Annotated in this window: 19 protein-coding genes; 14 read left to right on the top strand and 5 right to left on the bottom strand. The window is 70.2% G+C overall.

Annotation, left to right across the window (positions count from 1 at the left end):
* Positions 1 to 22: 22 nt before the first annotated feature.
* The gene (locus AB0J66_RS41390; protein WP_364672957.1) at positions 23 to 427 is read right to left on the bottom strand and encodes a signal peptidase I; all 405 of its coding nucleotides are present in this window, start codon (positions 425 to 427) and stop codon (positions 23 to 25) included.
* Positions 428 to 581: 154 nt separating this feature from the next.
* Complete coding sequence (locus AB0J66_RS41385) at positions 582 to 1874, bottom strand: hypothetical protein (protein ID WP_364672956.1); 1293 nt, start codon at positions 1872 to 1874, stop codon at positions 582 to 584.
* 78 nt (positions 1875 to 1952) lie between these two features.
* Between AB0J66_RS41385 and murD the strand changes: the two genes are divergently transcribed.
* From murD to AB0J66_RS41330, 11 genes are all read left to right on the top strand, one after another.
* Complete coding sequence (murD, locus tag AB0J66_RS41380) at positions 1953 to 3302, top strand: UDP-N-acetylmuramoyl-L-alanine--D-glutamate ligase (RefSeq protein ID WP_364672832.1); 1350 nt, start codon at positions 1953 to 1955, stop codon at positions 3300 to 3302.
* A gap of 273 nt (positions 3303 to 3575) precedes the next feature.
* Entirely contained in the window at positions 3576 to 3779 is a 204-nt protein-coding gene (locus AB0J66_RS41375; protein WP_364672831.1) for a hypothetical protein, read from the top strand.
* 79 nt (positions 3780 to 3858) lie between these two features.
* The gene (locus tag AB0J66_RS41370; RefSeq protein WP_364672830.1) at positions 3859 to 4230 is read left to right on the top strand and encodes a hypothetical protein; all 372 of its coding nucleotides are present in this window, start codon (positions 3859 to 3861) and stop codon (positions 4228 to 4230) included.
* A 109-nt stretch (positions 4231 to 4339) separates the two neighbouring features.
* The gene (locus AB0J66_RS41365; RefSeq protein WP_364672828.1) at positions 4340 to 4489 is read left to right on the top strand and encodes a hypothetical protein; all 150 of its coding nucleotides are present in this window, start codon (positions 4340 to 4342) and stop codon (positions 4487 to 4489) included.
* A 779-nt stretch (positions 4490 to 5268) separates the two neighbouring features.
* Positions 5269 to 6246, top strand: a complete 978-nt coding sequence (locus tag AB0J66_RS41360; RefSeq protein ID WP_364672826.1) for a MurR/RpiR family transcriptional regulator — start codon at positions 5269 to 5271, stop codon at positions 6244 to 6246.
* A 71-nt stretch (positions 6247 to 6317) separates the two neighbouring features.
* Positions 6318 to 7628 (top strand): extracellular solute-binding protein, encoded by a 1311-nt coding sequence (locus AB0J66_RS41355; protein ID WP_364672825.1) that lies wholly within the window; start codon positions 6318 to 6320, stop codon positions 7626 to 7628.
* Between the two features lie 62 nt (positions 7629 to 7690).
* Entirely contained in the window at positions 7691 to 8653 is a 963-nt protein-coding gene (locus tag AB0J66_RS41350) for a sugar ABC transporter permease (protein ID WP_364672824.1), read from the top strand.
* A complete protein-coding gene (locus AB0J66_RS41345; protein WP_364672822.1) occupies positions 8653 to 9549 on the top strand; it encodes a carbohydrate ABC transporter permease in 897 nt (298 codons plus the stop codon). The genes AB0J66_RS41350 and AB0J66_RS41345 overlap by 1 nt, the downstream gene beginning before the upstream one ends.
* A gap of 26 nt (positions 9550 to 9575) precedes the next feature.
* The gene (gene ngcE / locus AB0J66_RS41340) at positions 9576 to 11015 is read left to right on the top strand and encodes an N-acetylglucosamine/diacetylchitobiose ABC transporter substrate-binding protein (protein ID WP_364672821.1); all 1440 of its coding nucleotides are present in this window, start codon (positions 9576 to 9578) and stop codon (positions 11013 to 11015) included.
* Between the two features lie 32 nt (positions 11016 to 11047).
* Complete coding sequence (locus tag AB0J66_RS41335; protein ID WP_364672820.1) at positions 11048 to 11953, top strand: sugar ABC transporter permease; 906 nt, start codon at positions 11048 to 11050, stop codon at positions 11951 to 11953.
* Positions 11954 to 11963: 10 nt separating this feature from the next.
* A complete protein-coding gene (locus AB0J66_RS41330) occupies positions 11964 to 12896 on the top strand; it encodes a carbohydrate ABC transporter permease (protein WP_364672818.1) in 933 nt (310 codons plus the stop codon).
* On the opposite strand, the gene AB0J66_RS41325 is transcribed toward AB0J66_RS41330, so the two are convergent.
* The gene (locus AB0J66_RS41325; protein WP_364672816.1) at positions 12789 to 13802 is read right to left on the bottom strand and encodes an AraC family transcriptional regulator; all 1014 of its coding nucleotides are present in this window, start codon (positions 13800 to 13802) and stop codon (positions 12789 to 12791) included. The genes AB0J66_RS41330 and AB0J66_RS41325 overlap by 108 nt on opposite strands.
* Before the next feature lie 38 nt (positions 13803 to 13840).
* On the opposite strand from AB0J66_RS41325, the gene AB0J66_RS41320 reads away from it, so the two are divergent.
* From AB0J66_RS41320 to AB0J66_RS41310, 3 genes are read left to right on the top strand one after another with little or no spacing between them, the layout of a single operon-like run.
* Positions 13841 to 14608: a hypothetical protein gene (locus AB0J66_RS41320; protein ID WP_364672815.1), complete on the top strand. Its 768-nt coding sequence runs from the start codon at positions 13841 to 13843 to the stop codon at positions 14606 to 14608.
* Positions 14572 to 15369 carry an alpha/beta hydrolase gene (locus AB0J66_RS41315; RefSeq protein WP_364672813.1) on the top strand — a complete coding sequence of 266 codons (798 nt, stop codon included), beginning with the start codon at positions 14572 to 14574 and terminating at the stop codon, positions 15367 to 15369. The genes AB0J66_RS41320 and AB0J66_RS41315 overlap by 37 nt, the downstream gene beginning before the upstream one ends.
* The gene (locus tag AB0J66_RS41310; protein WP_364672812.1) at positions 15366 to 16742 is read left to right on the top strand and encodes an FAD-linked oxidase C-terminal domain-containing protein; all 1377 of its coding nucleotides are present in this window, start codon (positions 15366 to 15368) and stop codon (positions 16740 to 16742) included. Before AB0J66_RS41315 ends, AB0J66_RS41310 begins: the two co-directional genes overlap by 4 nt.
* A 6-nt stretch (positions 16743 to 16748) precedes the next feature.
* Here the strand turns inward: AB0J66_RS41310 and AB0J66_RS41305 are convergent, their stop codons facing one another.
* Positions 16749 to 17996: a hypothetical protein gene (locus tag AB0J66_RS41305; protein ID WP_364672811.1), complete on the bottom strand. Its 1248-nt coding sequence runs from the start codon at positions 17994 to 17996 to the stop codon at positions 16749 to 16751.
* Between the two features lie 17 nt (positions 17997 to 18013).
* On the bottom strand, positions 18014 to 18508 hold the full coding sequence (locus tag AB0J66_RS41300) for a SigE family RNA polymerase sigma factor (protein WP_364672954.1): 495 nt from the start codon (positions 18506 to 18508) through the stop codon (positions 18014 to 18016).
* Positions 18509 to 18714: the final 206 nt, after the last annotated feature.

Here is an 18714-nt window from a genome sequence, read left to right as displayed (position 1 = left end):
CCCGGCCCAGCGGGCCTCCAGGTCAGGGCACGGCGTAGCCGGGGATCGACGGCCAGCGGACGGTCAGCACGACCGACTCCTCCTCGGCGACCCACGAGTGGTCGACGCCGCGGCCCCACATCACGTAGTCGCCGGGCTCGGTCAGCACGACCGTGCGGTCCGGCAGCTCCACGTGGAAACGCCCGCTGATCAGCAGGAGCAAGGCCTCGCGCTGCTCACCGGTCACCCACTGGGCGCGGCGGTCGCCCTTGGGGTGGCGGCCCCACTTGATCTCCACGTCGGTGCTGTGGCGGGGGTCGCCGGGCGGCCGGAAATGCCCGAGCAGCCAGCCGCGCTCCTCCGGCGCGTCCACATCGGCCTTGCCAACGTAGACCGCGTCCGCGTCCGCCTGGCCGACGTTGACCGCGTCCGCCTGGCCGGCGTTCACCGCGTCCGCATCGGCCTGGCCGACAGTGACCGCGTCCAGCTTCGCCTGGCCGACATGGACCGCGTCCAGCTTCGCCTGGCCGACAGTGACCGCGTCCAGCTTCGCCTGGCCGACATGGACCGCGTCCGCATCGGCCGGGCGGGCGTGGGCGCCGTCAGAGGGCATCGGTCAAGACCTTGGCGTACGCGGCGGGAACGTACGTCGGTCCACCGGGCGTCAGCACGTCCTCGCGTGAGGCGGCCGCCCACGCCGTGCCGGGCACCGCCGCCCGCAGGGCCACCAGCACTGGCGCGTCGTCGTCCAGCATGGCCAGCGCGACCAGGGACTCCTCGACCTCGCCGACGCACTCGAACGGCTTGTGGGCGTCGATGCCGAGCAGCTCGAGGAAGCCGGGCACCTGGGCCGGGTCGGCGAACAGGTCCTTGCCGAAGATCCTGGTCAGCCGGGCCCGGTCCATCGCCGGGGCCATGGCCAGGAAGACGAAACGGCACTTGGGGCAGTCGCCGCACCAGCGGGCCGTCGGGTCGTGCAGCTTGAACGCCTTGTTGCAGCTGGTCACCACGTCGTCGTAGCGGTCGTGACGGGCGTACAGCTGGGCGATGTGCAGCTCGGAGAGCGAGCGCAGCAGGGAGAAGTACGGCTCGGTGAGGCCGGCGTGGGCGGTGACGGCGGCCCGCAGCAGGCCCTCGGCCTCGACCCCCTTGGACCACTGGTGGTTGACCTCGTGACCGTTCCAGATCAGGTTGGGGTCGGAGGCGGAACGCTCGTTGGACATCACGACCGGGCCGAGGCCGTGCCAGACGGCGGTGGCGATGGCGATCAGCGAGTTGATCGCGGTGACCGGGATGTGGCCGTTGAGCGCGCCCGCCTTGTTCAGCTCGAACAGGCGCGGGTCGAGCTGGCGGCGGGCGGCGAGCGCGTCGAGGCCGGAGGCGGCGTTCACGTTCTTGATCACCGGGTTGGGGTTGACCGAGAACGGGACCGGGTCGAGCCCGGCCGCGCGGAGGATCTCCAGGGTGACGATCGAGTCCTTGCCGCCGCCGACCGCCGACAGCGGCCGTCCGCCGGCGTTGTCGATCTCGGCCGGTGCGGTGAAGCCGTCCGGCACCTCGACGACGGCCTCGAGCACGTGCGGCAACTGATTCCGGTAGGCGTACTCCGCCATGCCCATGGTGTAGATCGCGGTGAAGAGCTCGGCCGCGGCCGGGGGCACGGGCTTGGGGGCGACGATCCGCCGCGGGGCGCCGACCTTGAAGTAACTCACCCCGGCGACGACGTGCAGGAGATCGAGGACGCGATAGAGCGCGGTCTCGCGGCTCTCGTCGGAAGAAGCCGGGACCGGCAGCGTGATCGTCTCCGTGAAGGACAGGGGAGAAGGGCCGTCCAGCACGTAGTCGAACGTCGCCACCCCGGTCTCGGGGTCGAAGGCGTACGAGGGGAAGCGCATGACGTCGTACTGCACCCGGAAACTCCTGTCGTAGGGCCGACCGGCAATACTAGTGCGACTCATCGAGGAGGGGACGACGTGCGCCTGGCAGACCTGAAAGGCCGCTCGGTGGCGGTGTGGGGCACCGGCCGCGAGGGGCGGGCCGCGGTGATCGCGATCGCCGCGCACGAGCCGTCGCGCCTGATGGCAGTCGACGACAGCGCCAACTTCCTCTCCGTCGAGTGGGGCCCCGAGCTGGCCGCGCTCGCCCCGCTGGCCGGCGGCGATCACGCGTTCCCGGCCCTGGTCAGCGCCGACGTGGTGGTGCGGTCACCCGGCGTGCCGCAGACCCACCCGTGGATGGCCACGCTGCGTGAGCGGGGCATCCCGGTCACCGGCGGTAGCGCGCTTTGGATGGCCGATCACGCCGCGCGAACCATCGGCGTGACGGGCAGCAAGGGCAAGAGCACCACGTCGAGCCTGATCAGCCATCTCCTCGCGGCGGTCGGGCGGCCCAACATCTTCGGCGGCAACATCGGCGTACCTCTCCTGGATCTTCCCGATGCCGAGCAGTACGTCCTGGAGCTCTCCAGCTATCAGTGCGCCGACCTGACCGACTCGCCGCACGTCGCCGTCGTGACCTCTCTCTTCCCCGAGCACCTCGACGCGCACGGCGGCGAGCGTGAGTACTACCGCGACAAGCTCAACATCCTGCGGCACAGCCCCGACCTGATCGTCGTGAACGGCGCCGACGACCGGCTGCGGGCCGAGATCCGCGGCTGCACCGACGCCAACGGCTTCCCACCGGTGCCGGCCGCGGCCGACGACTCCCGGTTCCGGATCGAGGACGACACCGTCTACTGCTCCGACGAGCCGCTGTTCCCGCGCTCCACGTTGCGGCTCAAGGGCGCCCACAACGGCCGCAACCTCTGCGTGGCGCTGGCCGTGCTCGACGGGATCGGCGTCGACGTGCCCGGGCAGAAGGACGCGCTCGCCGCGGCCGTGGCGTCCTTCGAGGGGCTGCCGCACCGCCTGGCCGAGATCGAGGATCCGTCCGGCCTCACCTTCGTCGACGACACCCTGTCGACCAGCCCGTACGCGACCATGCACGCCATCGACGCCTACGCCGGGCGGCCACTGACCGTGCTCGTCGGCGGCAACGACCGCGGCCTCGACTACTCACCGCTACGCGACTTCCTCCGCGACAAGCAACTGACCGTGATCGGCATGCCGGACAGCGGCCCGCGGATCGTGGCCGAGCTGGCCGGCCTGCCCGGCATCGTCACCCACGTGGCCGACGATCTCGCCTCGGCGGTACGCCTCTCCCGCGAGACCACCCCCAGCGGAGGCGCCGTGCTTCTCTCGCCGGGGGCGCCCAGCTACGGGCAGTTCCGCAACTTCGAGCACCGCTCCGAGGCGTTCCTGGAGGCGATCCGCGAGTCGGCGTGATCTGACACATCCGCCGGGCGGCCGGCGGCGAATCCCCTGCACCACGGGTGAGGGGGCCATGGTCGTAGTCGTCGTGCTGTTGCAGGCGGGAAGTGTCGCCGCCCTGTCCGGCGGGCACGTGGGCGTGGGGTGGCCGCCTACCTGCTCGGGGTGCGGCACGCCTTCGACGTACGTCAACTCGCCCTGGCCGAGCTCGCCTGAAACGGCCGCTCGGCCCGGGCCGGATTCTGGTTCGCGCTCGGCTCGTCGACCACGTTCTTCACCGTCACGTTTTTGCTGGCCATGGTCCTGCCCGGCGTCCGGCCGGGCAGCGTGGGCTTCTTGCTGAGGATCCTGGCCGCCCTCAAGGCCGTCGTGCTGATCTCCGCCCTGACCGCCCCGCGCCCCGGCTACGACCCGTCGGCCGCCCGCTATGGCCTCCTCGGCCAGCTGACCCGCTGGGTACGCCACCCGTGGAGCTCTTCCCGGTCGGCGTGATCGTCGGCTTCGGCCTGCTCACCGCCGCCGCATCCGGCCTGCTCCTGCTGGCCGCGGCCTCGCGTTCTCCGCGATCCTCGTGCCACACCTGCTGTTCGCCGCCGGCATGTGCCTGGCCGGCTTGGCTGCGGCCGGGTATGGGGTGGTGGCGGTTGATTCGGATCTGGGCAGTGCTCAGGCGTGTGCGACTCGGGCGTGGGCCTATGGGGTGCCGGCTGGGGGGCTGCCGGCTGAGGTGGGGGAGCCGGGGGTCGGGGAGCGGATCGTGGCGGTCGCCGGTGAGCTGGGGGATGGGAGGGGGCCGGCGGTGCTGGTCAACTGGGTGGCTGGGTGGGTGGCCGAGCGCTGTTCGCAGGTGGAGGAGTGGGTTCCGGCGACGCTGGATGTTGGTGGGGCGGCTGCGCTGAGCTGGCTTCTGCTCGGGGCGATGGGGGTGCGCGGGGTGGGGTGATCGTCAACGTCATTGCCGGTGGGGCGGGGTCGGAGCGGGAGGCTCGGCTGATCCGGTTCACCGGGGCGTTGCCGCGGCGGCTCGGGAGGTCGGGGTTCGGGCGGTGTGCGTGAGCGCCGATCCGGCGTTCGTGCCGGCGGCGGATGTGCTGGCCTCTGTGCTGGAGCTGATCGACCGGGGGAGCGCGGGTGCGGTTGTCGAGCTGCGGGGCGGGCCGGTGCCGCCGGGCGTCGTGCGAGCGGCGGCCTCGGTGAGATAGCGGGCACCAAGTTCTTACCCGGTTCACCTGCGCCGGGCCGGAGTGCACCCAGTCGGCGGGCCTTGCGGCGCCTGCGAGTCACCGGTCGGCCGGCCGAGGCCTGCCGCCCACCCGCAGCCCGGCGACCTCACCCGGGACGGGGGCGCGGCCGCGGCCGGCCACGGTTCGGCGTGACCCACCGGCGGGAGCAGGGCGCCGCGGCGACGGGCGGAGCGGAGCGTGGGTGCCGTCGGGTAACGGTTGGCGGTGAAACAGGCAGGGGCCGGGGTGGCGTGCGGGCCGCGCCCGGCGTTCGTCTGGGCCGCGATGGGGTGCTGGGTGCGGATCGGGCTCGTTCCAGGGTGACCACTGAAGCGGCCGGAAGGCCGCTGAGCAGGGTGAGTTGCGACCAGCCGGTCGCTGGGGCGGGTGCCGCCAGGATCGGCGGTGGGCCGAGGATCCGTACCTCCCGAATCTTTTGATCTTGTTACGGCGGTAAAAACGGCGTTTCACGGCCGCCAAGATCTAGTACGAACGGGCCAAGGGCACTCAGCTGATCGGGTAGCGCGGTTGAGTAGAAAGTACTACCGCAAAACCGGGCAAAAGCGGACGCGTGATGGCGGTCACGTCGTAAAGAACATTTCCGGATTGATGACTGTCAAGTGGTGTCGGTGTAACACGCGTTCATCGGCGCAGGTCAGGTAACGGTTTGAAAACTTCGCCCACAGTCTTGACACAGAGGGGCCTTCAGTAAGAACTTTTACCGCGACAGTAAACAGTCCTTCCTGAAGGGATGGCCAATGAGCGAGCCGGAGATGGACGGCACCGCGCGGATCGCGGTCGTCGACTCCCTGGTTCGTGGCGTGCCGGCCGTCCCGACGGTCGAAACCGCTGCTAACCAGGTGTCGGTGCTGGTCCGCGTGCGGTCGCTGCTGCCGGAGTTCACGGGGGCTCTGCGGCGCGTCGCCGAGCAGGTGCTGACCGATCCGGCGGCGGCTTCGAGGGCCACCATCGTCGAGCTCGCCGAGCGCTCCGGCACGTCACCCGCGACCGTCACGCGGTTCTGCCGGGCGCTCGGCTTCGACGGCTACGCCGATCTGCGCCTGGGCATCGCGGCCGAGACCGGACGGGCCCGCTCCGCCGGCTGGACGGTCGACATCGGGCGCGAGATCCAGCCCAGCGACCCCCTCGAGCGCGTGCTCGGCCAGATCATGGCGGCCGACACGCAGGCCATGCACGACACCGCCGCGCTGCTCGACCTGGCCGAGGTGGAGCGGGCCGCGGTGGCCATCGCCGCCGCGCCGCGGGTCAACATCTTCGGGGCCAGCGGAAGCGCGCTGGTCGGCGAGGAGATGCAGTTCAGCCTGCACCGCATCGGGGTGCCCGCCTGGGCCTGGACCGATGTGCACAACGGGCTGGCCAGCGCCGCGCTCTCCCGGCCGCACGACGTCGCGCTGGGCATCTCGCACAGCGGCGAGACCGGCGAGACGATCGAGCTGCTGGCCGAGGCGAGCAGCCGGGGCGCCACCACCATCGCCCTGACCAGTTTCCCGCGCTCGCCGCTGGCCGAGCTGGCCGACATCGTGCTGCTCACCGCCACCCAGGCGACCACGTTCCGGCCGGACGCGCTCAGCGCCCGGCACCCGCAGCTGGTCGTCCTCGACCTGCTCTACGTCGCCGTCGCGCAGCGCACCCACGAGCGCTCGCACGCCGCCTTCCAGCGCACCGCCCAGGCCGTGCACGGCCACAAGGCAGCCAAGGACGGCAGCCCCACATGATCCCCGCCGGTCACCGGCGGTGCACCAGCGAACAGCCCCCGACACATAAAAATCTCCCCTCAGGAGGAAGCGTGAAGCGCAAGATCGCGGTCGCCGCGGCACTCGCTGCGACGCTGCTCGGCGTCGCCGCGTGCGGCTCCAACGATGACGATGCCCCCACTACTTCCGCATCCGGCAAGGTCGACGGCGCCGGCAAGACCCTCAAGGTCTGGCTGATGGTCGACGCGCAGACCGCCTGGAAGGGCGTCGTCGACGACGCCAGCAAGCGCTTCACCGAGGCCACCGGCGCCCAGGTCAACGTCGAGTACCAGCAGTGGGCCAACCACCTGACCAAGCTGGACGCCACGCTGGCCGGCTCGGACGTGCCGGACGTGGTCGAGCTCGGCAACACCGAGTTCCCCAAGTACGTGTTCTCCGGCGCCTTCTCGGCGATCAACCCGGGTGACTACGAGAACTCGAGCTCCTGGCTGCAGGGCCTCAAGGGCGCCTGCGACTTCGAGGGCAAGACCTACTGCGTGCCCTACTACGCCGGCGCGCGTGTGCTGATCTACCGCACCGACCTGTTCAAGAGCGCGGGCATCGCGGCCGCGCCGAAGACCTACGACGAGTTCCTCACCGACGCCGAGAAGCTGCAGGCCGCGTCGAAGGACCCGAAGTTCGGCGCCGTCTACATGCCCGGCCAGTACTGGTACGCGGCGATGAGCTGGGTCAAGTCGACCGGCGGGGAGATCGCTACGCAGGACGGCGACAAGTGGACCGGCCAGCTCTCGCAGCCCAAGTCGATCGAGGGTCTGCAGCGCTGGGTCGACATGGTCAAGAAGTACTCGAAGGCCGACCCCACCAAGAACGAGAACGACCAGGCCAACACCTTCGCCCAGGGCACCGCCGCGATGTTCTACGGCAACGCGTGGGAGCAGGGCTCGGCCGAGGAGACCAAGAAGGACCCCAACGACCCGAACTCGGTCCTCGTGCCGACCAAGGTCAAGGGCAAGCTGGCCGCCGCCCCGATGCCCGAGATCCCCTCGTTCCTCGGTGGCTCCAACCTCGGCGTGACCGAGAAGAGCCAGAACAAGGAGCTGGCCGCCCAGTGGGTCAAGGCCTTCACCGACAGCACGTCGATGGCCGGCCTGGTCAAGGCGAACGCCCTGCCGAACGCGACCGCGCTGCTGGACAAGGCCGCGGCCGACAACCCGGCGATCGCGCCGGCCGCGCTGGCGGCCAAGAACAGCTGGTTCCCGCCGAACGCGGAGAAGTGGGCTGACGTGGAGAAGGGCGCCGTGCTGCAGACCATGCTGACCGACGTCCTGACCGGCAAGAAGTCGGTGGCCGACGGCGCCAAGTGGGCCGACGACCAGATCAACTCGACGCTCAACGAGAGCTGACGCCCCGTGGCGCCGCCCCAGACGTTGGGGCGGCGCCCCGCCCACCGCGAAGGGAACAGCTGATGTCCGTCGTCGAGACCCCGACGACTCGCCCGGCGGCCAAGCCGCCCGCCGCGCACGTCCGGCCGCCGAAGAAGAGCCGCAACCGGACGCCGTGGCTGCTCGCGCTGCCCGCCCTCCTGCTCATCGCCGGCCTGCTGGGTTACCCGCTCATCCGCATGGTCGTCCTGTCGTTCCAGAACATGCGGTTGCGCGAGCTCCTCAGCGGGCGCACGCCTCCGTGGGTCGGTTTCGACCAGTACTCCAAGGTGCTCTCCGACGGCGTCTTCTGGGCCGTGGTCGGGCGCACGGTGGCCTTCACCGTGGCCTCGGTGCTGATCTCGGTGCTGGTCGGCCTCGGGATCGCGCTGCTGATGCGGCGGGTCAGCCGGGGCGTACGGCTGTTCATGGTGGTCGCGATGATGTTCGTCTGGGCCCTGCCGCAGCTGGTGGCGGCCCAGATCTTCCGGTGGATGACCGACTCCGACTTCGGTGTCGTGAACTACCTGATCGATAAGATCCCCGGCGTCGATTACGCGAACCACAGCTGGTTCGTCAACCCGTGGCAGGGCTGGAGCGTGATCACCACGCTGGTCGTCTGGGCCGGCATCCCGTTCCTGGCCATCACGCTCAACGCCGGGCTGACCCAGGTGCCCAAGGAGCTGCTGGAGGCGGCCACGGTCGACGGGGCCTCGCCCTGGCAGGCGCTGCGCAACATCACCCTGCCCATCCTCAAGCCGCTGATCATGATCGTCACCACGCTGTCGGTGATCTGGAACTTCGGCCTGTTCACGCAGGCCTGGGTGCTGCGCGACGGGCACCCGGAGCCGAGCTTCCAGACGCTGGCCACGTACTCGTACACCCAGGCCTTCGGTCAGTCGCGGTACAGCCTCGGCTCGGCCATCGCGGTGATCACCGTGCTTCTCATGCTGGGCGTGATGGTCTTCTACATCCGGCAGATGTTCCGGATCGGAGAGGTGGAGTAATGGTCGCGATCGCCCCCACCGTCAAGGTGAAGCGCCGCCGGGCCAAGGCCGACGACGGCGTGCTGACCGTCGGCCGCAGCCGGGCCGGCACGATCGCCGCCAACACGGCCGGTGTCGTCTTCGCGGTCCTGATGCTGTTCCCGGTCTACTGGGTGCTCAACACCGCGTTCAAGCCGGCCGACGAGGTGCTCGCGCTCGAGCCGTCGTTCTTCCCGCAGCATCCGACGCTGGACAACTTCGTCTCGGCCTTCAAGGCCCCGCTGTTCCTCAAGGACATGCTCAACGGCGTCATCGTCACCCTGCTGGCGGTGGCCGGGGCGCTGGTCGTGGGCTTCCTGGCCGCGCTGGCCATCGCCCGGTTCTCGTTCTACGGCCGCAAGGCGATCATCCTGGTCGTTCTCGTGGTGCAGCTCGTGCCGTTCCTGTCGCTGCTGATCCCGCTGTTCCTGATGCTGCAGAGCGCGGAGTTGACCAACAGCCTCATCGGTGTGAGCATCACCTACCTTGTGCTGATTTTGCCGTACACCGTGTGGACCCTCCGCGGCTTCATCTCGGGCATCCCGCGGGAGCTCGACGAGGCCGCGCTCATCGACGGCTGCACCCGGGCCCAGGTGTTCTGGCGCATCATCCTCCCGCTGACCGGCCCCGGCCTGGTGGCCACCAGCGTCTACGGCTTCATCCAGGCCTGGAACGAATTCATCATCATCAACACGCTCAACAGCCCGGACAAGCAGAACCTGATGGCCTGGCTGCTGCAGAACCAGACAACCCGCGGTACCGCCTGGGGCCCTCTCATGGCCGGTGCGATCATCACCTCGATCCCGGTGGTGATCTTCTTCCTGATCATCCAGCGCAATATCGCCACCGGTCTCACGGCCGGCGCGGTCAAGGGCTAAGCACCAACACAACCTGAGGAGATGTTGTGACCGAGATATTCACCCAGCCCGCGGTGGACCGCCGTACGCTCCTGCGTCGCGCCGCCGCCGTCGGCCTACTGGCCACCCCCGCCGTCGGCATGCTGAGCGCCTGCGTCGGCGGCGGCTCCGACGACAGCAGCTCGGAGCAGGCCACCGGCACCAAGTCGGCGGACAACCCGCTGGGCATCGACCCCAAGACCGGCGTGGAGATCGTGATCTTCAACGGCGGCCTGGGCACGGCCTACGCCACCGACGTGGACACCCCGCTGTTCAACAAGAAGTGGCCGGACGCCAAGATCACGTACTCGGCGACCGAGCAGATCTCGACGACCATCCAGCCCCGGATCAACGCCGGCAACCCGCCGGACATGATCAACAACTCGGGCTCGAACCTGATGGACTTCGGCGCGATCGTCAAGGCCAACCAGGCGGCCGAGCTGACCGACCTGTTCGCCGCGCCGTCGCTCGACGTGCCGGGCAAGACCGTGGCCGACACCCTGGTGCCGGGCGCGATCGAGCAGGGCACCTACAACGGCAAGCCGTACGCGGTGAACTACTCGTACACGGTCTTCGGTCTCTGGTACAACAAGAAGCTCTTCGAGAAGAACAGCTGGACCATCCCGACCACGTGGGCCGACTTCACCGCGCTGCTCGACAAGATCAAGGCGGCCGGCATCACGCCGTTCGGCTACGCGGGCGCCAACGCGTCGTACTACATGGTCCGGGCCCTGCTCACCAGCGCCGCCAAGATCGGCACCGAGCAGGTCCTCAAGGACATCGACAACCTCAAGGAAGGCGCCTGGCAGAACGACGCCATCAAGCAGGCGGCCCAGGCCTGGGGCGAGATCGGCAACAAGTACATCAACAAGACCTTCCTCGGCCTCAAGCACACCGAGGTCCAGCTGCAGCAGGACCAGGACAAGGTCGCGTTCTACCCGTGCGGCTCCTGGCTCGAGAACGAGCAGGCCAAGGACACCCCGCCCGGCTTCGAGTACGCGATCGCGCCGTACCCGAGCGTGACCACCGCGGACAAGCTCCCGGCGACGGCGATCAACGCCGCGGCCGGCGAGATCTACTTCGCGGCCGCCAAGGGCAAGAACCCGCAGGGTGGCAAGGAGTACCTGCGGACCATGCTGTCCAAGGAGGCGGCGCTGGGCTTCACCAAGCTCACCAAGTCGCTTACCGTGGTGGCGGGCGCCTCCGACGGTGTCACCATCTCGCCCGGTCTGACCAGCGCCAACGACGCGATCACCAAGGCCGGCAAGGACATCTTCATGGGTTACCTGTTCGACACCTGGTACAAGAAGCTCGACGACGAGTCGCGCGGTGCGGTCAACGACCTGATGTTCAAGGGCGGCGACGCGCAGAAGTTCTGCGACCGGATGGAGAAGGCGTCCCAGGCGGTCGCCAAGGACTCCTCGGTCACCAAGTTCACCCGTAGCTGATCTTCTGTAAGAGCAAACGTAGGTAGGGCGCCATGCGACGCGGTAAGTATCCATTCATCATCGGCTTCCTTATCGTGCCGGTGGCGCTCTACTGCACCTTTGTGGTGGCGGCGTACCTCCAGACCTTCCAGCTCTCGCTGACGAACTGGTCCGGTCTCGGCCCGATCGAGTACGTCGGCTTCGACAACTTCGTGAAGTTGTGGCACGACGAGCTGTTCTGGAAGTCGATCCGGCACAACATCTTCGTGCTGATCCTCCTGCCGATCGTCACGATCATCCTCGCCCTGGTCTTCGCCTTCCTGCTCAACGTGGGCGGCGGGCACAAGGGCGGTCAGACCCGCGGGGTCTGGGGCTCCAAGGTCTACCGGGTGATCTTCTTCTTCCCGCAGCTGCTGGCCCTGGCCATCGTCGCGGTGATCTTCGGCCGGGTCTTCGGCCCGGACAAGAGCGGCATGATCAACGGCCTGTTCCCGGCCGACTGGAAACCGTGGCTGTTCCTGGCCGACGAGCGCTACGCGATGCTGTGCATCCTGATCGTGCTCATCTGGCAGGCGGTCGGCTTCTACGTCGTGCTCTTCTCGGCCGGCATGGGCTCCATCCCGGCCGAGATCTACGAGGCGGCGGCGCTGGACGGCGCCACCCGGATCACGCTGTTCTTCCGGATCACCATCCCGCTGCTGTGGAACACGGTCCAGGTCGCCTGGGTCTACCTGGGCATCGCCGCGTTCGACTGCTTCGCCCTGGTCAACATCATGACCGTGGACCGCGGCGGCCCGAACGGGGCGTCGTCGGTGCTGAGCCTGATGATCTACCGCAACGCCTTCGAGTTCTCGCAGGCCGGCTACGCCTCCGCCCTGGGCGTGGTCCTCTTCTTCCTGACCCTGACCTTCGCCGCGCTGACCCTGCGGGTCACCCGCCGCGAATCCGTCGAAGCCTGAGGCGGACGCGATGACAAACCTGACGAGCACCCCCGGCCTGGACGCGACGGCCGCCCCGGTCGCCACCAAGGCCCGCAGCGCCGGCCGCAAGTCCGACACCAAGCGGGACATCAACGCCTTCACCGGCCTGGCCCACATCGGCCTGGTCATCTGGGCGCTGGTCACCGCGGGCCCGCTGATCTGGGTCCTGCTGGCCTCCTTCAAGAGCAACACCGAGATCTTCCTGGGCAAGCCGTTCGCGCTGCCCGAGCACTTCTCGTTCGAGACGTACTTCAACGCCTGGGGCGAGGCGCACATCGGGCGCTACTTCCTCAACAGCGTCGTCGTCGTGATCATCAGCACGGCCGGCACGATGCTGTTCGGCTCGATGGCGGCCTACGTGCTGGCCCGCTACAAGTTCCGCGGCAACCGGTTCATCTACTACCTGTTCGTCTCGGGTCTGGCCTTCCCGACCTTCATGGCGCTGGCGCCGCTGTTCTACATCCTCAAGAACATGGGGCTGCTCGGCACGTACACCGGCCTGGTGCTGGTCTACATCGCCTACTCGCTGCCGTTCACCGTCTTCTTCCTGGCGGCCTTCTTCAAGACCCTGCCGTACGAGATCGAGGAAGCGGCCACCGTCGACGGGGCGTCGCACACCCGCAAGTTCTTCCAGATCATGATGCCGATGGCGAAGTCCGGCCTGGTCAGCATCACGATCTTCAACATCGTCGGCCAGTGGAACCAGTACCTTCTCCCGGTCGTGATCATGACGGGCCCCGGCGCCGAGTCGAAATACCTGCTCACCCAGGGCATCGCCAACATCAGCACGTCGGCCGGTTACCACGCCGAGTGGTCAACGCTGTTCGCCGCGCTGGTCCTGTCGATCCTGCCCATGATCATCGTGTACGCGATCTTCCAGCGGCAGATCCAGGCGGGCCTCACGGCCGGCGCCGTCAAATAACCGCCAACGACCCGGCGGTACGCCGTAAGCGCGCCGGAACGCGGCGGCGAACGCGAACTCCGAGGAGTAGCCGACCCGCCGCGCCGTCGCCGCCACGGTGAGCCGCTCGTCGCGCAACAGGTGCCGCGCCCGATGAAGGCGCAGCGCCTGCACGTAGCGCATGGGCGGCTCACCCACCGCGGCCGGGAACCGGGCCGCGAACGCCGTCCGGGACAGCCCGGCCGTCGCGGCCAGTAGCGCCAGCGTCCACGGCCGGGCCGGGTCGGCGTGGATCGCCCCGAGCGCCGCGGCCAGATGTGGGTCACGCAGGCCGCGCATCCACCCCGGATGCTCGACGGTCCCGGCCAGCCGGCGCAGCGCCCGCGCGATCAGCGCGTCGGAGAGCCGGGCCATCACGACGTCGCTGCCCGGGCCGGGGTCGAACGCCTCCTGGCGCAGCGCCACCACGTACGGGGCCAGCCAATCGCTGTCCGCCGCCGGGATCCGCACGACCGGCGGCAGTCCCAGCAGCGCCGGATGATCCGGGTCGCCGGCCACGAAGGCGCCACAGACGATCGTCGCCGTCACCGGCTCCCGGGACTCGCCGCCGCGCAACCGCGCCCCCTCGGTGCGGGCCGCGAGCTCGAAGCCGGACGTGGCGGGCGCGTGCCCGTACCGCAGCTCGTGATCGTCGCCCCGGGGCAGGATGACCGTGTCGCCCGCGCCGAGCGTGGTGTGGTCCCCGGCGCCGGTCAGCCGCAGCTCGCAGCGGCCGGAGGTGACCAGGTGGACGCCGCGCAGGCCCGGCCGGTCGAAGACCAGGCGGAACGGCCCGCGCAGCTCGATCCAGCGGTAGGCGGCGCTGGCGAAGCGCACCTCCCGGAGGACGGCGCCCAGGACGTCCGCTGTGGACTGCGAGACGGACACACATGGATTGTCACCCCACCCGTTCCTAGCGTCGAGACATGACGAAGGTGCTGGTGACAGGATCAACGGGAATCGGCGGGGCGGTGGCCGCGGCGCTGGGGGAGCGGGCGATCACGATCGGACGGCACGGTCGGATCCGGGCCGACCTCTCGCTGCTCGAGGAGACCGAACGGGCGGTGGCCGAGGTGCATGACCGGCTCGACGCCATAGTGTGCTGCGCCGGGGTGTTCACGCTGCGGGCCGTGGAAACCGCCGAAGGGCTGGAGCGGGCCTGGGTGCTCAACTACCTGTCCCGCTTCCTACTGATCGACCGGCTGCTGCCCCAGCTGGCCCCGGACGGCCGGATCGTGCTGGTCGCCACCGCCGGCCGCTACCGCGACACCCTGGGCGACGACCTCTCACCCCCGGGCGGTGGTCGCGGTCTGCGGATCGCCGGGCGGAGTCAGTTCGCCAACGATCTGTACGCGGTGGAGCTGGCGGCGCGGCATCCCCGGCTCGCGGTGGCGTGTGTCTATCCCGGGCTGGTGGCGACCCGCGTGTTCCGGGACGCGACCGGTGTGCCCCCGCTGCTGCGGCGCGTGATGGACGCCGTACAGCAGCGGACCGGCGCCGACCCGGCCGTCGCCGCGGAGACTCCGGTGCGGCTGGCGACCGGGCCGCGGTTCGAGTCCGGCTTCTACGGCCCGGGCGCACGCGCCCTGCCCGTCCCCGCGCGGGTGCGGGACGGCAGGCGGGGCGAGCTCTGGGCGGCGAGCGTAAGGTCGCTGCCATGCCGACGATCACGACCAGCGACGGGGTCCGCCTGAATCACACCGATGAGGGCGCCGGCACGCCGATCGTCCTGATCGCCGGTTTCTGCGCCCCGCTGGAGAGCTGGGAGCTGCAGCGCCGCGCGCTGGCCGCCGCCGGCTACCGGGTGATCGGCTTAGACCGGCGGTCGCACGGGTCGTCCGAGTCCCCGTCCTACGGTCAGCGCCTGTCGCGGCACGGCGCCGACGTCCACGAGCTGCTGACCACCCTCGACCTCTCGGACGTCGTGCTGGTCGGCGGGTCGATGGGCGGCAGCACCATCTGGGCCTACTACGACCTCTTCGGCCCGGCCCGGCTCAAGGCCGTCGTGACCATCGACCAGACGCCGAAGATGGTCAACGACGACTCGTGGCCCCACGGCTTCTACGGGCTCAATGCGGACAACGTCGGCACCTTCTTCGACGACGGCGTCCCCGACACCGGCCGCGGGCGGCGGGGCGAACGGGCCGCCGGCATCGTCCGGGTCGTCGAGGCGCTGGGCTACGAGCCACCCTTCGCCGACCCGCGCACGCCACCTTTGCGGGCCCTGCTGCAGAACCATGCGGAAGCAGACTGGCTCGACGTCGTCGCCCGCATGGCAGTGCCGTCACTCTTCATCGCCGGCCGGGACAGTCAGCTCTGGCCCGCGGAGCACGCCGATGCCGCCGCCGCCCTCAACCCGCTCGCCCGCGTGGTGACGCTCGACGACTGCGGCCACGCCGCCAACCTCGACCGGCCCGAGGCGGTCAACGACGCGATCCTGGAGTTCCTCAAGTGAGTGTCAAGGACCTGCTGCCCGGTCTCGATCTGGTCGACGACCCCGACGTCCTCGAGAGCCTGGCCCACGACGACGCCGAGTGGGCGCCCTACGGCCGGCCGCTCGCCGCCGTCCGGCCCAGGACCACCGAGCAGGTACGCCGCGTGGTCGCGGCCTGCGCCGAGCGGGGCATCCCGATCATCCCGCGCGGGGCCGGCACCGGACTCTCCGGCGGCGCCAACGCGACCGACGGCGCCATGGTCGTCGACCTGGCCAAGATGAACCGGATCGTCGAGATCGACGCCGAGAACATGACCGCCACCGTGCAGCCCGGTGTGGTCAACGACGACCTGAAGAAGGCTGTGGCCGAGCACGGCCTCTGGTACCCGCCCGACCCGGCCAGCGCCCCCTGGTCCACCATCGGCGGCAACGTCGCCACCAACGCCGGCGGTCTGTGCTGCCTGAAGTACGGCGTGACCCGCGACTACGTGCTGGGCCTGGAGGCCGTTGTGGGCGGCCCGGCCGGCGAGTACGGCACGGTCGTGCGCCTCGGCCGGCGCACCACCAAGGGGGTCAGCGGCTACGACCTGGCCGGGCTGTTCACCGGGTCCGAGGGCACGTTCGGCGTCATCACCGAGATCACGCTGCGTCTACGGCCGGCCCGGCGCGAGGCCCCCCGTACGGTCGTCGGCGCCTTCGACTCCGTGGTCGCCGCCGGCGAGGCGGTCGCCGCCCTGACCCGGGCCGGCCTGCTCCCGGCCGCGCTCGAACTGCTGGACCGCACCTGCCTGCGCGCGGTCGAGGAGTGGAAGCACCTGGGCCTGGAGGCCGACGCCGCCGCCCTGCTGCTGGCCCAGCTCGACATGCCCGGCGCGGCCGGCGACGAGGAGGCCACCGCGGTCGCCGCCGTCTTCCGCGACGCCGGCGCGATGTGGGCCGAACAGTCCACCGACGAGATCGAGGCCGAGGCCCTGTTCGCCGCCCGCCGCCTGGCCTACCCGGCCCTGGAACGGCTCAGCCCGGTGCTCACCGAGGACGTCTGCGTGCCCCGCTCCCGCGTCCCGCAGATGCTGGCCGCCATCGAGGAGATCGCCGCCCGGCACGGCGCGACGATCGCCACCATCGCCCACGCCGGCGACGGCAACCTGCACCCGCTGATCCTCGCCCCGGCCGGCGACGAGGGGGCCCGCCGGGCCGCTCAGGCCGCGTTCGAGGACATGCTGTCGGCCGCCATCGGCATGGGCGGCACGGTCACCGGCGAGCACGGCGTGGGCCTGCTCAAACGGGCCGGCATGCGCCAGGAGCTGTCCCCGGCCGTGCTCGCCATGCAGGTGGCCGTCAAGCAGACCCTCGACCCGCTGAACCTGTTCAACCCGGGCAAGGTCATCGGCTGAAGCCTTTCAGCGACAGGTCCAAACCACGGGGCGGTTGGCGACGCCCTCCTTCTCGTCGGTGTCGGTGGTGTAACCGGCGGCCACCTTGCCGTCGGCGCTGAGCGCGGACACCACGTACTCCTTCATGGTCTTATAGCGCGGGAGCTTGACCACCTTCTTGCCCGAGATGAGCACGGGGTCGTAGGCGCCGGTGGTGCCGAGGACCCAGCCGTTCCCGGCGCCGATGGCCGGCGGGCCGAGCGGGGCCGGCAGCGCCTCGTACCGGTTGCGGGCGATGTCGTAGCGGTACGAGGCGAAGGAACGCGTCGAACCGTCCGCGGAGTCGTGCCCGGCCCGGCCGTAGACCCAGCCGGCGCTGACCGACTCGGGCCAGAAGAACGAGGCCTTCTCACCGTCGACCGTGGGCAGCGGCATGAGACGGCCGGTGCCGTCGGGCCGCCAGAGGTAGCCGGTGCCGTCGCTCATCCTCTTCTGGTTGCCGCGGACGACCAGGCCGACCACGGTGCCGTCCTCGTCGATGGCGTTCGCCTCGCCGTACGCGTAGCCGGCCGGCAGCGCGAGCCTGGCCGGCGACGCCTGGGGCGAGGACCACACGACCGGCAGGCCGCCCTCGTACGGACTGCCGAGCACACCGGCGATGAGCCCCTTCTCGTTGATCGCGCTGGCCACCGACGGGCCGCCGCGCAACGGAGTCACCGTGGCGCCCGTGGAGACGTACGCCTGCTGTTCGTCGCCGGACGGGAAGCTGGAGCCGACGGCCACCCCGGCCGAGTTGATGTCCTCCCAGGTGGCGTCGGCGCCGGGCATCGCGGGGCGGGACTGCAGGACCCCGTCCTTCCAGAGCACCGTCCGGGCGCCGTCGCCCGGATAGACCCGGCCGGCCAGGTAGTGCCCACTCGGGTCGCCCGAGGTGACCAGCGCCTTCTTGATGCCGCCGCTGGGCAGCAGGGCCACCTTGCAGTCACGCGGCACGGGCGGCGCCGGGGCGGCGGCCGCGGTGGTGGCCGCAGTCGTGACCGACGGGGCCGGCCGGGGCGGGGGAGCCGGAGTGTCCCGCATGGCGGCCACGGCCACCGTGCCGCCACCCGCGGCCACGGCGGTCACCGCGGCCAGGGCCACCCCACCCGACCAGCGCCGGGCCCGGCGGCGCCGGCGGCCCTCGGCCATGGTCCGCGGGACGTCGATGGTCGACGGGGCCGGCGGCTCGTCCGGCATCGTCCGCAGAATGCGTACCACCCGGTCTTGATCAGTCATGTCTTCCTCTTCGAAGGTCATCGCCGGTCCAGGGACAAAACGTCGAAAGCGGTACGGAGCTTGTCCAGCGCGGCCGCGCACTGGCTCTTCACGGTCCCCTCGGAACAGCCCAGATACTGGGCGACCTCCCGGACCGGCAGGTCGCACAGGTAGCGCAGCACCACGACGGCCCGCTGCCGCGGCGGCAGCTCCATCAGCGCGCCCCGCACCACCGAGCGGTCGTCCGGCGAGGCGGGCGGCGCCGAGGCCCGCTCCGGCAGCCAGTCCAGCAGCGCGACCCGCCACCAGCCCCGCCGCCGCTCGTCGAGGAACACCCGCACAAGCATCGTGTTGACGTACGCGTCGATGTTCTCAACGTGCCCGATGCCCGGCCAGCGCGTGTAAAGCTTGGTCAGAGTCTCCTGCACGATGTCGTCCGCCTGATGCGAATCCCCGCAGAGCAGGTACGCCGTACGGCGAAGCCCTTTGACCCGGCCGTGCACAAACGCCAGGTACTCGCTGTCCGTTCTCATCGACACACGTATCCGACGCAAAATCGACGACCACCGGTTGGGCGCCGCCGAAACTATTTTGGCCCCGAGGCGAGCGGGTCTCGCGGTTACAGGATCATGCGGAGCAGTTCGGCGGTGGCGGGCAGGGCCACCGAGACCTGCCAGGGGGCGCCGGCGGGGAGCGGGGCCACGTGCAGGCCGGCGGCGTGGGGTTTGCGGGTGACCGG

Origin of the sequence: Actinoplanes sp. NPDC049598 (assembly GCF_040675435.1) — a bacterium.
Classification (GTDB): domain Bacteria; phylum Actinomycetota; class Actinomycetes; order Mycobacteriales; family Micromonosporaceae; genus Actinoplanes.
This window is presented reverse-complemented; position numbering and strand designations above follow the sequence as displayed.

What these genes read in the sequence shown, in the direction of transcription:
- AB0J66_RS41385 (WP_364672956.1), bottom strand. Translation starts at nt 1,874, where the DNA reads ATGCGCTTCCCCTCGTACGCCTTCGACCCCGAGACCGGGGTGGCGACG.
- AB0J66_RS41360 (WP_364672826.1), top strand. Translation starts at nt 5,269, where the DNA reads ATGAGCGAGCCGGAGATGGACGGCACCGCGCGGATCGCGGTCGTCGAC.
- AB0J66_RS41350 (WP_364672824.1), top strand. Translation starts at nt 7,691, where the DNA reads ATGTCCGTCGTCGAGACCCCGACGACTCGCCCGGCGGCCAAGCCGCCC.
- AB0J66_RS41345 (WP_364672822.1), top strand. Translation starts at nt 8,653, where the DNA reads ATGGTCGCGATCGCCCCCACCGTCAAGGTGAAGCGCCGCCGGGCCAAG.
- AB0J66_RS41335 (WP_364672820.1), top strand. Translation starts at nt 11,048, where the DNA reads ATGCGACGCGGTAAGTATCCATTCATCATCGGCTTCCTTATCGTGCCG.
- AB0J66_RS41330 (WP_364672818.1), top strand. Translation starts at nt 11,964, where the DNA reads ATGACAAACCTGACGAGCACCCCCGGCCTGGACGCGACGGCCGCCCCG.
- AB0J66_RS41320 (WP_364672815.1), top strand. Translation starts at nt 13,841, where the DNA reads ATGACGAAGGTGCTGGTGACAGGATCAACGGGAATCGGCGGGGCGGTG.
- AB0J66_RS41315 (WP_364672813.1), top strand. Translation starts at nt 14,572, where the DNA reads ATGCCGACGATCACGACCAGCGACGGGGTCCGCCTGAATCACACCGAT.
- AB0J66_RS41305 (WP_364672811.1), bottom strand. Translation starts at nt 17,996, where the DNA reads ATGACTGATCAAGACCGGGTGGTACGCATTCTGCGGACGATGCCGGAC.
- AB0J66_RS41300 (WP_364672954.1), bottom strand. Translation starts at nt 18,508, where the DNA reads ATGAGAACGGACAGCGAGTACCTGGCGTTTGTGCACGGCCGGGTCAAA.